This is a genomic window from Kitasatospora herbaricolor, from assembly GCF_030813695.1.
In the GTDB taxonomy this organism is placed as follows: Bacteria; Actinomycetota; Actinomycetes; order Streptomycetales; family Streptomycetaceae; genus Kitasatospora; species Kitasatospora herbaricolor.
This window is the reverse complement of sequence record NZ_JAUSVA010000002.1, coordinates 352,740-366,258: the sequence shown is the minus strand read 5'-3', so window position 1 is coordinate 366,258 and position 13,519 is coordinate 352,740. Positions and strand designations below refer to the sequence as shown.

The 13,519-nt window shown below is 68.5% G+C and carries 8 protein-coding genes and 1 pseudogene; 7 read left to right on the top strand and 2 right to left on the bottom strand.

Annotated elements, in window-relative coordinates:
• Positions 1-677: 677 nt before the first annotated feature.
• Positions 678-1,223 (top strand): hypothetical protein, encoded by a 546-nt coding sequence (locus J2S46_RS02025; RefSeq protein WP_191294779.1) that lies wholly within the window; start codon positions 678-680, stop codon positions 1,221-1,223.
• Here J2S46_RS02025 and J2S46_RS02020 read toward each other — a convergent pair.
• The gene (locus J2S46_RS02020) at positions 1,180-1,710 is read right to left on the bottom strand and encodes a transposase (protein ID WP_229913445.1); all 531 of its coding nucleotides are present in this window, start codon (positions 1,708-1,710) and stop codon (positions 1,180-1,182) included. The genes J2S46_RS02025 and J2S46_RS02020 overlap by 44 nt on opposite strands.
• A gap of 43 nt (positions 1,711-1,753) precedes the next feature.
• Positions 1,754-2,083 carry a transposase gene (locus J2S46_RS02015; RefSeq protein ID WP_307348377.1) on the bottom strand — a complete coding sequence of 110 codons (330 nt, stop codon included), beginning with the start codon at positions 2,081-2,083 and terminating at the stop codon, positions 1,754-1,756.
• Between the two features lie 519 nt (positions 2,084-2,602).
• Between J2S46_RS02015 and J2S46_RS02010 the strand changes: the two genes are divergently transcribed.
• The 6 genes and pseudogenes from J2S46_RS02010 to J2S46_RS01985 all read left to right on the top strand — a co-directional run bounded on the left by J2S46_RS02010 (position 2,603) and on the right by J2S46_RS01985 (position 13,491).
• On the top strand, positions 2,603-4,699 hold the full coding sequence (locus J2S46_RS02010) for a CocE/NonD family hydrolase (protein ID WP_191294778.1): 2,097 nt from the start codon (positions 2,603-2,605) through the stop codon (positions 4,697-4,699).
• Between the two features lie 154 nt (positions 4,700-4,853).
• A pseudogene (locus J2S46_RS02005) lies at positions 4,854-6,373 on the top strand (ISL3 family transposase).
• Between the two features lie 60 nt (positions 6,374-6,433).
• Positions 6,434-7,639: a tyrosine-type recombinase/integrase gene (locus J2S46_RS02000; protein WP_229913468.1), complete on the top strand. Its 1,206-nt coding sequence runs from the start codon at positions 6,434-6,436 to the stop codon at positions 7,637-7,639.
• Between the two features lie 146 nt (positions 7,640-7,785).
• On the top strand, positions 7,786-8,202 hold the full coding sequence (locus J2S46_RS01995) for a hypothetical protein (RefSeq protein WP_307348369.1): 417 nt from the start codon (positions 7,786-7,788) through the stop codon (positions 8,200-8,202).
• A 98-nt stretch (positions 8,203-8,300) separates the two neighbouring features.
• Positions 8,301-8,582, top strand: coding sequence for a MerR family transcriptional regulator (locus J2S46_RS01990; protein WP_307352710.1), 282 nt, complete (start codon positions 8,301-8,303; stop codon positions 8,580-8,582).
• Positions 8,583-9,240: 658 nt separating this feature from the next.
• Complete coding sequence (locus J2S46_RS01985) at positions 9,241-13,491, top strand: HAMP domain-containing protein (RefSeq protein ID WP_442358324.1); 4,251 nt, start codon at positions 9,241-9,243, stop codon at positions 13,489-13,491.
• The last annotated feature ends 28 nt before the right edge of the window (positions 13,492-13,519 follow it).

Here is a 13,519-nt window from a genome sequence, read left to right as displayed (position 1 = left end):
CGACTTCAGAGGGGCCGGCCCCGGCTATCGGACACGGGTTTGTGCCATGCTGTTGCAAGCTCGCGTTACCTTGCAGTCGGGCTGCGCAGGGCAGGCCGACAAGGTCGGCCGGCCAGGACGGATCGATGGCGAGCTGCCGGAGGCAGCGGCAGTGCTGAAATGTCCAGCCCGGCGAAGTGTGCTGATTCTGCGCGGACGACCCGGTCATCCACCGCTCCCAGCTCGGCAGAGCCCGCCGGTCGTTGAGCTGACCTTCGCCCGGCTCCATCGATTCAAAGGCCCACGGACCCGCTACGAGATGCGCGCCGACTCCCACCCGATCCTGCTCCACCTCGCCTGTAGCATCATCTGCCTGCGACGACCCCGTGCCTCATTCTGAAGCGATGGGCCAGGGGTGGAGTGGCTTGGTGAGGTCGATCGCTCCGGCGAAGCTGTGTCGCATTGGGCAAGCAACGTGAGACACAGGCCTCTGGCCAGCACAAGTGCAAGATCAAGCGACTTCACAGCAGTGAGCGTCCCCCGCTGCGCGGGAGGTGCTGATTAGCTGGTCAGGACGGGTGTGGTTAGTGACTGTTGTCTTTCCGGGTTTGAGGACTGCGTTTCTGCTGGTCAGGCGTAGGGTTGGTGGTCTCGGGGAGTGGTGACGTGTCGTGTCGTCGCTCTGGTGGAGGTCGGGGATGCCGTCGGTCGTGGGGCTGCTGGAACAGCGTGAGCTGACCGCTCGTCGTCGTGTGGATGCGCTGCGGGAGGAGGCGGACCGTGTCCAGGCCGAGCTGGTCGCGGCCGAGCGGGAGTGGAACGAGTGGGTCATCGCCCGTTCACGCGTCGGCGAGGTGCTGTCCCCGGACGAAGGAGACACCGTCGGCGCGGATGCCGCCGAGGAGCCGTCGGATCGCGGTGGACCGTCCTCGCTGCCTGTGTCTTCGGCGGCGGCGAAGCCGAAGTCGGTGGTGCCGGTGTGGCGTGCGGGTCTGGCCTGGTCGGCACTGTCGGCGGACTACCAGCGCATCGTGCAGGCTCTCGCGGACCGGGGCCGGCTGGGTCAAGGCCCGCTGACGTGCCAGGAGATGACCGCCTGCTTCGGCCTGGACCCGGTCCCTGGGAAGGTGGAGGCGTTGCGGTCGAAGGCGAAGCGGCTGGTGGCGCGCGGGTGGCTGGCCGAGCCGGCGCTGGGCCGGTTCACGCTCGCGAAGGCCGTGGCCGAGCCAGGCGCCGGGTCATGAGCAGGGTCATCGACCAGTGGACCATCGCCTCGGCGCTGCCGGTGGACCGTTCGAAGTCCCGCACCAGGCGGCGGCTTCGCATCAGGTGGGCGAAGAACCGCTCCACGATCCACCGCTTGGGCAGCACGACGAAGCCGCGCATGTCGTCACTGCGCTTGACGATGGCGAGGACCAGGGCAAGGACGGTGAGGCCGTACTTGATGAGGTTGCCGGTGTAGCCGCCGTCGGCCCAGACCAGGGCCAGTCGGTGGTGCGCGGTGGCGACCTGGGGGAGGCGCTCCAGTAGGCGGCAGGCGTCGTCGCCGGCGGCGAGGATTCTGGTCTTGGGCCGGGTGGGGTTCTTGCCCAGGCGCACCGGGTGGCCGTAGCGGCGTCCCCAGTCCTCGTCGGTCAGGCCGACCAGCAGATGTCCGGCCGTGCGGGCCACTTTCTCCAGCGCGGCACGGACCGCCTCGGTGACCAGTTCCGGCCGGGTCAGGTCGCGCACCGCGGCCAGTAGGTGGGCGGAGTCGGTGCGCTGCGTGGTGCGCTCACGTACGAGTTTGGCCTCCTTCAGGCGGGCCAGTGCACAGGTCCAGGAGACGGTCGGCGCGGTCGTTCCGGGTGAGGCGTTCGCGGAAGTCGGCCAGCACGCCGTGGTGGAAGCCGGGGTCGTCCAGCTCCATGGCCAGGGCGTACGTGAAGCCGATACGGCAGCGGACCGCTTCCGCGGCCTGCCGGTCCGACAGGCCGAGCAGGAACTGCAGTACGCAGACGGTGGCCAGTTGGGCGGCCGAGAGGCCGGGGCGTTCGTCGCGCGGGTACCAGTCGGCGAAGTCCTCGTCGTGCCACAGCCCGTCCAGCCGGTCTCTCACCCACATCGCCGTCGTACCAGCCGGGTTGCTCGCCCGCGCAATCCGCGCGGTCAAAGGCGGCAGTTGCTCACCAGAACGGGGACGGACAGACAACAGGCACCTCGGCAGCTGTATCGACCTACGAAACAGCCCGAGTAGGCTCGCCGATCAGACGGGCACACCGGGAAAGCCCAAGATCCCCCGACAGAGTCAAGCTGAGCAGTTCGCGTTCGAGCCGCTGATGCTCCTTCTCGGCCCGAACCCGCTCCCGCAGCCGCTGTTAAGGATCCTTTCTCCGGCCGCCAGCAGCCGAGCGTGCTCACCAGTGGTCCTCCTTCGTCCATCCGCCGTGCGGCCAGCGCATGGACTGTGTCCCCGGCCAGGGGCGAAGGGCCATCCTGCCTATCCGCCTGTCCTCGGTGACCTGCTCGGTGACTGTGGAGACGTTCCACCCGGACCCCTCCGTGCCGTGGACGGCCAGTGACGCGGAGATCTATGGAAATCTGGCATTGATGTGGGCGTTCTGTCAGCCGCAATACTCCGTTCATGAGAAGCCTCCCCACAAGACTCCTCGGTCTCACGGTCACCGGAACGCTCCTGGCGGGCCTGTCGGCCATCGTGAATCCGGCCCACGCCCTGACGGTTCCACCCAACGTCGCGGGCAACCAAACCGTCGTACGCTATCCCCTGGCAGACGCCAAAAGGCTGACGGTCAACATCACGGTCCCCGACGTCGACGGTCACATCGTCGATACCGATGGCGACGGCAATGCGGACAAGGTCCAGCTCCGCATCAAACGACCCGACACCACCAAGGACGGCAATGTTCGGGTCCCGACGATCATCGATCCGAGCATCTACAACGGAACCACTCGCAGCGGGGATAATTTCAATCTCGCCCAGGTGCAGATGAACGGGACGGAGCCGTCGCAATTCAAGACGCCGAACCTCCGCTGGGACTATAGCGCGCCGCTGGCAGCTCCGCCCGAGGATTGGGACCTGATCGCCAAAGACGCGTTCATGGACAACTACTTCGTCCCTCGCGGATACGCGGTCGCCGAGCTCGACGCGCTCGGCACCGGCAACTCCGAGGGCTGCCTCGGCGTGGGCAGCAAGTACGAGCAGGCCGGTGTGAAGGCCGCCATCGACTGGCTGAACGGCCGGGCGAAGGGCTACAAGCCCGGAACCAACACGGAAATCACCGCGGCGGACTGGTCTAACGGCAAGGCCGCCCTCCAGGGCCGTTCCTACGACGGCGCACTGTCGATCGAGGGCGCGGCCTCCGGTGTCGACGGCCTGAAGACCATCGTCACCCATGCCGGCATCTCCGATTGGTACCGGTACCAGCGTTCCAACGGCGCCGTCGTCAACGCTGGCGCCCAATACGTCGGGTATGACGTGAACACCCTCGCCTCCGAGTACAACGACGGCCTGAGCTCCGCCATCTGCGAGGATAGGCTCGCCAGCGACATCACGGACAAGTTCGCGTACGACAGCGGAGACCGCAACGCCTTCTGGGACGAGCGCAACTACACGAACGACGCGGCGGACAAGCCCAAGGCCAGCGTCTTCGTCGTCCAGGGCATGCGGGACGACGCCGTCCGGCCGGAGAACGCCTCGGTCTACTGGAAGGCCCTGCAGGACTGGGGGGTTCCGAGCAAGCTCTGGATCACCCAGGACGAGCACAAGTCGCCGTACCGCATCCGGCCGCTGGAGTACCTGACGCAGCTGCACCGCTGGTACGACTACTGGCTCTACGACCTTCCGAACGGGATCATGGCCGAGTCCAAGGTGGACGTCCAGCAGTCCGACCTCACCTGGACCACCCAGAACAGCTGGCCCGCCGCCGCGGACACCGTCTCGCTCTCGACCCGCCTCGACGCCGCCAAGACCACCCGCTCCCTGGTCACCAGTCCCAACTGGAACAACTCCGTCTACGACGAGATGACCCAGTCGACGGGCAAAGGCCTGAGCACGACGGAATACAAGAAGCTAACCAACAGCGACTCGGCGGATCTCACCAAGGCCACCCTGCAGTACCTCTCAACCCCTCTCAGGGAGTCGGTTACCCTCGAAGGCGCTCCCACGTTCAAGGCGGTGGCCAAGATCGGTGGCGCATCCCCCTACCTGATCGCCCTGCTGGTCGACTTTGACGAGATCAAGGCGGACGGGACCCGCGCGCCGGCGGCTGGTCAGCACTACGCGGATCCGGCTACCCCCGTCACCAGGTGCATAGAGGACGTGGAACCCGGACCGCAGGACCCGAACATTCGCGACGGCGCCAACACCGGCTGCGTCAACATGCGGACCGCTGTGCCTGACACGGGCACCTACCGTGTGATCTCCCGCGGCTGGCTCGACACCCGCAACTACGACCGAACCGGAACTCCCGTCTTCAACGAGAGAGCGGAGAGCGTGGTGCCGGGCAACACGTTCCAGCTGTACAAGTGGCAGGGACAGCCGATGCAGGTCACCGTCGCCAAGGACCACCAGATCGGCCTCATCCTCCTCCCCGTGGACACCAGGAACACGCTTCACTATGTCGGCACGAACGGCGACCAGGCCACAACGCTGACCCTCGGCACCGAGACCAGCGGCGTCACCCTGCCCGTGAAGTCGGGTCGCGCCGCATTTGGGGGGTGACCCACCCCCCACCACCCGGACGGCTGTCCGGCGGATCACTCCGCCAGGCAGCCGTTCGCCAATGCCAGGCTTCTGCTCCCGGCGGGAGTATCAGGATTCCGGCTCTGTCCCGTAATCGGTGGTAACGAAGGGTGACGGTCGTCGTTGTTGTTACGTGCGAGATGCCAACGAGCTTGTGAGCATGGTGTTTTCAGGGCTGTCGGTGTTGGTCGTCCAGGACGTGGTGGACGAGGGCGAGGTCATCCGGGTGTCAGCCCGGACCCAGGACGAGCCTGTGCCGTGCCCAGCGTGCGGGCAGCCGACGCCGCACGTGCATGGCTTCCACCATCGAGTGGTCGCGGATGTGCCGGTGGACGGTCGGCGGGTCGTGGTGTCGGTGCGAGTCCGACGCCTGACCTGCCCGGTTCTGGGTTGCCCGCGCCAGACGTTCCGTGAGCAGGTCCCCGGCCTGATCGAACGCTACCAGCGGCGCACGCGCCGTCTCGCCGATCAACTCGGTGAGATCGTTAAGGAGTTAGCGGGCCGGGCGGGCGCTCGCCTCTCCCGCGTCCTGGCTGCGACGGTCTCCCGCTCGACCGCCCTGCGCGTGCTCATGCGCCAGTCGGTGCCGCGGCTGCGCGTCCCGCGCGTGCTGGGCGTCGACGACTTCGCCCTGCGCCGGCGCCAGCGTTGCGCCACCGTGCTCATCGACGCCGAGACCGGCGAGCGGATCGACGTCCTGCCCGACCGCACCACCCAGACTCTGGTCGCGTGGCTGTGCGAGCACCCCGGGGCCGAGTACGTCTGCCGCGACGGCTCCGGCTCCTACGGCGAGGCGATCCGCCAGGGCCTCCCCGAAGCGGTGCAGGTCAGCGACAGATGGCACTTGTGGAGCAACCTGTGTGGCAAGGTCCTGGCCGAGATCCGCTCTCACGCCGCCTGCTGGGCCACCGCCGTGAACCCGACCCGGCCCGGAGTCGTACGCGAGCAGACCACCCGCGAACGCTGGTCCACAAGCTGCTCGGCCAGGGCGTCGGGCTGCTCGAATGTGCCCGCCGCCTCGACGTCGCGCTGAACACCGTCAAGCGGTACGCCCGCATGAAGGAGCCCACCGGCGACCGCCGGGCACCCCGCTACAAACCCACGCTGGTCGATCCCTACCGCGACCACCTGCGCCGGCGCAGGGCCGAGGACCCCGCGGTGCCCGTCACCCACCTCCTGCGCGAGATCAGGGAGCTCGGTTGCACCGGGAGCGCGAACCTCCTGGTCCGCTACGTCACCCAGGGCCGCGCCGATGGTGACAGGCCCGTCACCACCCCGCGGCGCTTCGCCCGCCTCCTCCTCACCCGTCCCGAGAAACTGCGAGACACGGACACCGCCCTCCTGAGGGAGCTCACCCAAAGCTGTTCCGAGATGACCGAACTCGCCCGTCTCACCGGAGAGTTCGCGCAACTGCTGGTGCCGGCCGAGGGCAACGACGCCAAGCTCACCGACTGGATCACATCAGTTCGCTCCGTCGACCTGCCCCACCTGCACTCCTTCGCGAACGGCCTGGAACTCGACCGGGCCGCCGTCGACGCCGGCCTCACCCTCCCGTTCCAGAACGGCCGCACCGAGGGAGTCAACACGCGAACCAAACGGATCATGAGACAGATGCACGGCCGAGCCGGATTCTCCCTGCTACCTGTTGACTGAACTATCGGCAGTGTATGCCCAGGTCAGTGACCTGATTGCGGATTCATCGTTAGTCTTGCCGTGGATTCATCGAGAGATCTGGCGTCGCTGGTCGTGCCCCTCGCCGGCGAGTTGGTAGCCACGGATGAGCTGTGGGAGCCGTACCAGCTGCTCGATCCGTCCGGGTCGCCAGTCGGCGGCGTCGCCGCGTATCTGCGGGACCTCCAAGCGGTCGGTCGGCCGTCTGCGACGGCGCGCTCGTACGGGATGGACCTGCTGCGCTGGTTCCGGTTCCTGTGGGCGGTCGAGGTTCCGTGGGAGCGGGCGACGCGCCTTGAGGCCCGGGACTTCTCCCGGTGGCTGCTGGTTGCCGGGCAACCGAAGCGTCCGCACTGGCGCTCGTCGGCCGCCGGGGTGTGGACCACGGGCGGAAAGCCGTACGCGGCGTCGGTGCGCGCGCACAGCGAGACGGTCCTGCGGGCCTTCTACGACTTCCATCTCGATGCGGGTACGGGGCCGATCCTCAACCCCTTCCCTCTGCATGGGTCGCGCCGTGGAGGCCGTGCCCATGCGCATCACAACCCGATGGAGCCGTACTCCAAGGAGCGCACTGGGCTCTATCGGCCGACGGTGCCCAAGCGGGTACCTCGCAGCGTCCCGGATGAGGAGTTCAACGAGATCTTCGCGCGGCTGCCCTCCCACCGCGACCGGGCTCTGGTTGCGTTCTACGTGTCCACGGGCGCCCGCGCCAGCGAGCTGTTGTCGGCCACGCAGGGCGGTGCCGACCCGGGCCGTCAGTTGATTGCGGTGGTCCGCAAGGGCACCCGGGAGGTGCAGGAGCTTCCCGCTTCGACGGACGCGTTCGTCTGGCTGCGGCTCTACCAGCTGGAGATGGAGGAAGCGATTCCGCGCGGACGGCGGCTGCCTCTGTGGTGGACGCTTCGCGCCCCAAGCTGCCCTCTGACCTATCACGCGACCCACCGGATGTTCGAGCGCGTCAACGCGCTCGCCGGAACCTCGGCGACGCTGCACGCGCTGCGGCATACCGCGGCCTACCGGATGGCTGAGGACCCCAGACTTCCGCTCACTGATGTCCAATTCGTGCTTGGACATGTCCAGTTGACCACGACGCAGATCTACCTCACCCCTCGGAAGGAGGAGGTGATCCGTCGGGTCCTGGCCCACCACGCCGAGCAGACCCGGCAGGCGGCAGCGCGGCTTGTCCCGGCACCTGCCGCAGGCTACCGCGCCGAGACTCTCAGCGTCCTGTTCGGTGGCCGGCCATGACGACCGCGACGCTGAAGGCGGTGAGCACGGCGGCGGCCCTGAAGCTGCCGCGCGACAGGTTCTCCGCGAGGACCATCCCCGGTGATTGGGCTACCACCCGGATGGGGCGGGCTGCGGTCTGGCAGCACACGACCAGCACGCCGTCCGTGCTCACGAACCCAGTGGTCCAGGGCAAGCGCGTCCGCGGTCTGGCCCACCTGCTCGACTGGCTGGAGGACTTTCCCGGCGCCGACTGGCAGCAGCGGTGGCTGGCCAGTGGCGCCGAGTCGCTGGGCGCCCAGTGGCGGCGGGCGCCGCTGCACTGGCTCACCCACCGCGGTCGCCGCTCGACCTGGCTGCCGTCCGAGCTGTCCAACGGCATGAAGGTCCTGATCTGCGCCGACGTCATCCGCCCCTCGTTGGAGTGGCTGGTGTCGGTGCCCTCCCTGAAGGGAGACCTTGCACCCGACCTCGCCGTGGGCTCCGGCCGGCAGATGGTGATGTATCCCTTCGGGGCCCCGGAGCCGCCATGGCTTCGGGGCCCCTCGACGCGTCCCCGAACAAACACAGAAGAGGTGCAGTGACCACGGCAACCAACCGGCCCCACATCCCCGGCTCCGACCCCGATCCAAGCCCCGACCCGGGCCCCAACTCCTTCGACGACGACTACCCCGCCTGCACCATGGGCCGCGCCGCCGAGATGACCGGCACCACCGCCGGCTTCCTCCGGGCGCTGGGGGAGCACCGCCTCATCACCCCACTGCGCTCCGACGGCGGCCACCGCCGCTACTCCCGCTACCAACTACGGATCGCGATGCGCGCCCGCGACCTGGCCGACCAGGGCACCCCCATCGAGGCCGCCTGCCGCATCGTCATCCTCGAAGACCAACTCGAAGAGGCCCTGCGCCTCAACGAGCAACTGCGCCGTCCGCCGGCCGACGCGCCGCCGCCCGCCGACACCTGACTCCGTGTCTGGCGGAGCATGGACAGGCTGGCGGGGCGCTGGGGCAGCCGGTTCTAGCCGGAGATTCGACTGGCGGCTGCCGGATCGCAGGTGAAGGTCGACAGTGCGAAGTGTGCCGTCACGTGGAGCGCGGCGTATGTCGTTCTCGACGCGTGCCAGGGCGGCTGCCGGGCATGCGTCGGACTGCATCTGGTTCGGCCAGCAGGGCTCTTCCGGGTAGTTCGCTCTTGGTGGAAGCGGTGGGGTAGCGTCCCCACCGGTATGTTCAACTGCCCTTCCCGCCCTGGTTCGGCCATGGCGGGCCTATGGTCTGCGCTCAGGAAGGCGACCTGCGATGACCAGCTCGACTAAGCCCCCGGCTGCACGGCGGGGCGGCAATGGCAAGGCCGAGCAGGTGGGGGAACCCGATCTGCGGCGACTGCTGACCGGCCTGACCGCCGTCCGCGACGGGGACTTCGGCACCCGGCTGCCGGACGCCGACGGGCTGCTCGGCGAGATCGCCACGGTGTTCAACGGCATGGTCGACCAGCTGTCGCTGTTCACCTCCGAGGTCACCCGCGTCGCGCGCGAGGTGGGAACCGAAGGGCAGCTGGGAGGCCAGGCCGAGGTCCCCGGGGTCTCCGGGACCTGGAAGGACCTCACCGACTCCGTCAACGCGATGGCCGGCAACCTGACGACCCAGGTGCGGGACATCGCCCAGGTGGCCACCGCGGTCGCCAAGGGCGACCTCTCGCAGAAGATCGACGTCGCTGCGCGCGGCGAGATCCTTGAGCTGAAGAACACCGTCAACACCATGGTCGACCAGCTGTCCTCGTTCGCCGCGGAGGTCACCCGCGTCGCTCGCGAGGTCGGCAGCGAGGGCCGGCTCGGAGGCCAGGCCCAGGTGCCCGGCGTGGCGGGCACCTGGCGTGACCTGACCGACTCGGTCAACTTCATGGCCGGCAACCTCACCGACCAGGTCCGCAACATCGCCCAGGTCACGACCGCCGTCGCCAAGGGCGACCTGTCGCAGAAGATCACCGTGGACGCCCGCGGCGAGATCCTCGAACTCAAGAACACCGTCAACACGATGGTCGACCAGCTGTCCTCGTTCGCCGGTGAGGTGACCCGCGTTGCCCGCGAGGTCGGCACCGAGGGCCGGCTGGGCGGGCAGGCCGACGTGAAGGGTGTCTCGGGCACCTGGCGGGACCTCACCGACTCGGTGAACTCGATGGCCGGCAACCTGACCGCGCAGGTCCGCTCGATCGCCCAGGTGGCGACGGCGGTCGCGGGCGGCGACCTCTCGCAGAAGATCCGGGTGGACGCCCGCGGCGAGATCCTGGAGCTGAAGGAGACCATCAACACGATGGTCGACCAGCTCTCCGCCTTCGCCGGGGAGGTGACCCGTGTGGCCCGCGAGGTCGGCACCGAGGGCCGGCTGGGCGGGCAGGCCGACGTCCGGGACGTGTCGGGTACCTGGCGGGACCTCACCGAGTCGGTCAACGTGATGGCGGACAACCTGACCGCGCAGGTCCGCTCGATCGCCGAGGTCACGACCGCTGTCGCACAGGGTGACCTCTCGCAGAAGATCCGGGTGGACGCCCGCGGCGAGATCCTCGAACTCAAGGAGACCATCAACACGATGGTCGACCAGCTCTCCGCCTTCGCCGACGAGGTGACCCGGGTCGCCCGCGAGGTCGGCACCGAGGGCAACCTCGGCGGCCAGGCGACCGTCCGGGGCGTCTCCGGCACCTGGAAGGACCTCACGGACAACGTCAACGTGATGGCCTCCAACCTGACCGGCCAGGTCCGCTCGATCGCCCAGGTGGCGACGGCGGTGGCGCGCGGCGACCTCTCGCAGAAGATCACCGTGGAGGCCAAGGGCGAGGTGGCGGCGCTGGCCGGGGTGATCAACACCATGGTCGACACCCTGTCGGCGTTCGCCGACGAGGTGACCCGGGTGGCCCGCGAGGTCGGCACCGAGGGGACGCTGGGCGGCCAGGCCCGGGTGCCGAACGTGGCCGGCACCTGGAAGGACCTCACCGACAACGTCAACTCGATGGCCAACAACCTGACCGGCCAGGTCCGCAACATCGCCCAGGTCACCACGGCGGTGGCCCGCGGCGACCTGACCCGCAAGATCGACGTCGACGCGCGCGGCGAGATCCTGGAGCTCAAGACCACCATCAACACCATGGTCGACCAGCTATCCTCGTTCGCCGCGGAGGTCACCCGGGTGGCCCGCGAGGTCGGCAGCGAGGGCCGGCTCGGCGGCCAGGCCGAGGTGGAGGGTGTCTCCGGCACCTGGAAGCGGCTGACCGAGAACGTCAACGAGCTGGCCGGGAACCTGACCCGCCAGGTCCGCGCGATCGCCGAGGTGACCAGCGCGGTCGCCGAGGGCGACCTGACCCGATCCATCACCGTCGATGCCTCCGGCGAGGTCGCGGACCTCAAGGACAACATCAACTTCATGGTGGAGTCCCTGCGCGAGACCACCCGCGCCAACGAGGACCAGGACTGGCTCAAGTCCAACCTGGCCCGGATCTCCGCCCTGATGCAGGGCCGCCGCGACCTGGCCGTCGTCGCCGAACTGATCATGGACGAACTCACCCCGCTGGTCGGCGCCCAGTACGGCGCCTTCTACCTCGCCGAAGAGACCGCCGACACCACGTTCCTCAACCTGATCGGCTCCTACGCCTTCCAGCCCGGCGAGGCCCCGGCCCGCTTCAGGCTCGGCGAGTCCTTCGTCGGCCAGGCCGCCCGCAGCCGGCGCACCATCGCCGTCGACTCCCTGCCGGCCGGCTACGTGAGCGTCTCCTCCGGCCTCGGCCGCGCCGAGCCCAAGGCACTCGTCGTCCTGCCGATCGTGGTCGAGGACCAAGTCCTGGGCGTCATCGAACTCGCCACGGTGCACGACTTCACCCCGGTGCACCGCGCGTTCCTCGAACAGCTCATGGAAACCATCGGCGTCAACGTCAACACCATCGTGGCCAACGCCCGCACCGACGAACTCCTCGACGAGTCCCAGCGGCTGACCTCCGAACTCCAGGTGCGGTCCGCCGAACTTCAGTCCCGTCAGGAGGAGTTGCAGTCCTCCAACGCCGAACTGGAGGACAAGGCCGCACTGCTGGCCGCGCAGAACCGGGACATCGAGACCAAGAACCTGGAGATCGAGCAGGCCCGCCAGGAGCTGGAGGACCGCGCCCACCAGCTTTCCCTCGCCTCCACGTACAAGTCCGAGTTCCTGGCCAACATGAGCCACGAGCTGCGCACCCCGCTGAACAGCCTGCTCATCCTGGCCCAGCTGCTGGCCCAGAACCCGACCCGCAACCTGACCGCCAAGCAGGTCGAGTACGCCGGCATCATCCACTCGGCCGGCTCCGACCTGCTGCAGCTGATCAACGACATCCTCGACCTCTCCAAGGTCGAGGCAGGCAAGATGGACGTCACTCCTGAACACATCCCGCTGAACAAGCTGCTCGACTACGTCGAAGCGACGTTCCGCCCCCTGACGACCCAGAAGAGCCTGGCCTTCGAGATCAACACGGCCGGCGGTGTGCCCGCCGACATCGTCACCGACGACTACCGGCTCCGGCAGATCCTGCGCAACCTCCTGTCCAACGCCGTGAAGTTCACGGAGAGGGGCAGCGTCGAGCTGAGGATCGAGGTCGCAGACGCGGCGAGCGTGCCGGAGGCCGCCCGCCGCGACGACGAACCCGTCATCGCCTTCCACGTGGTGGACACCGGTATCGGGATCGAGCCTCAGCACCTGGAGAGCGTGTTCGGCGCCTTCCAGCAGGCCGACGGCACCACCAGCCGCAAGTACGGCGGCACCGGCCTCGGACTCTCCATCAGCCGCGAGATCGCCTTCCTCCTCGGCGGCGCCATCACCGCCCGGAGCACACCGGGCCACGGCAGTGTGTTCACCCTGTACCTGCCCGCGTCCCGGGCAGAATTCCTCGCGCTGAGCGTCGGGACTCCGCGAATTGCCCTGGAGGCCGGGCCGGCCGAGGCAACGCCGTCCGGGCCGGCGGAGCTGGATGGGCAGAGCGCTGTGCTGGAGATCAGTCGGCCCAAGCGGCTACTGGTCGTCGAGGAGCGTCCTCGCGGCCTGCTGTCCCTCGTCGCCGAGAGCGCCGTCGCCGACCTGGCCGGACACGCGGACCTCGGCGACCCGCGCGGCCCGGTCGAGGTCATCACCACCGTCGGCGCCCGCGAGGCGGCGGAGACACTGGCTGCCACACCCTGCCACTGCGTCGTCCTCGAACTGGACCTGCCGAACGGAGCGGCGCTGGACTTCCTGGAGGCCATGGCCCACGACTCCGCGTTGCACAACGTGCCGGTCCTGGCCCACAACAACCGGCGCCTGGGGGCCGAACAGGAACGGCTCCTGCAGGACCGCGCCACTACCCAGCCGCTGGAACTGCTCTCCAGCCTCGACGAGCTGCGCGAGCGCATCGCTTTGCACCTGAGCGCCGACCAGCCGGGCGACGTACTGCCACTGGTCCGCAACGACGACTCAGCAACCCTGTTCGCCCAGAACGTGGACGGCTCGCTCGCCGGGCGCACCGTGCTAGTCGTCGACGACGATGACCGCAACCTCTACGCCATCACGGGCATCCTGGAGCTGCACGGCATGCAGGTCCTGCAGGCCGAGAACGGCCGAGCCGCGATCGACACCCTCAACCGGCACAGCGGGATCGACCTGATCCTGATGGACGTCATGATGCCGGAGATGGACGGGTACGCCGCCACCGCCGCGATCCGCGCGATGCCGCAACACGCGGACCTGCCCATCATCGCCGTCACCGCCAAGGCCATGGTGGGTGACCGGGAGAAGAGCCTCGCCTCCGGCGCGAGCGACTACGTCACCAAGCCCGTCGACGCGAACGACCTCATCGCCTGCATCGAGCGCTGGCTGCGCCCCTAACCCCGTCCGGTCAGTCCACCCCACAACC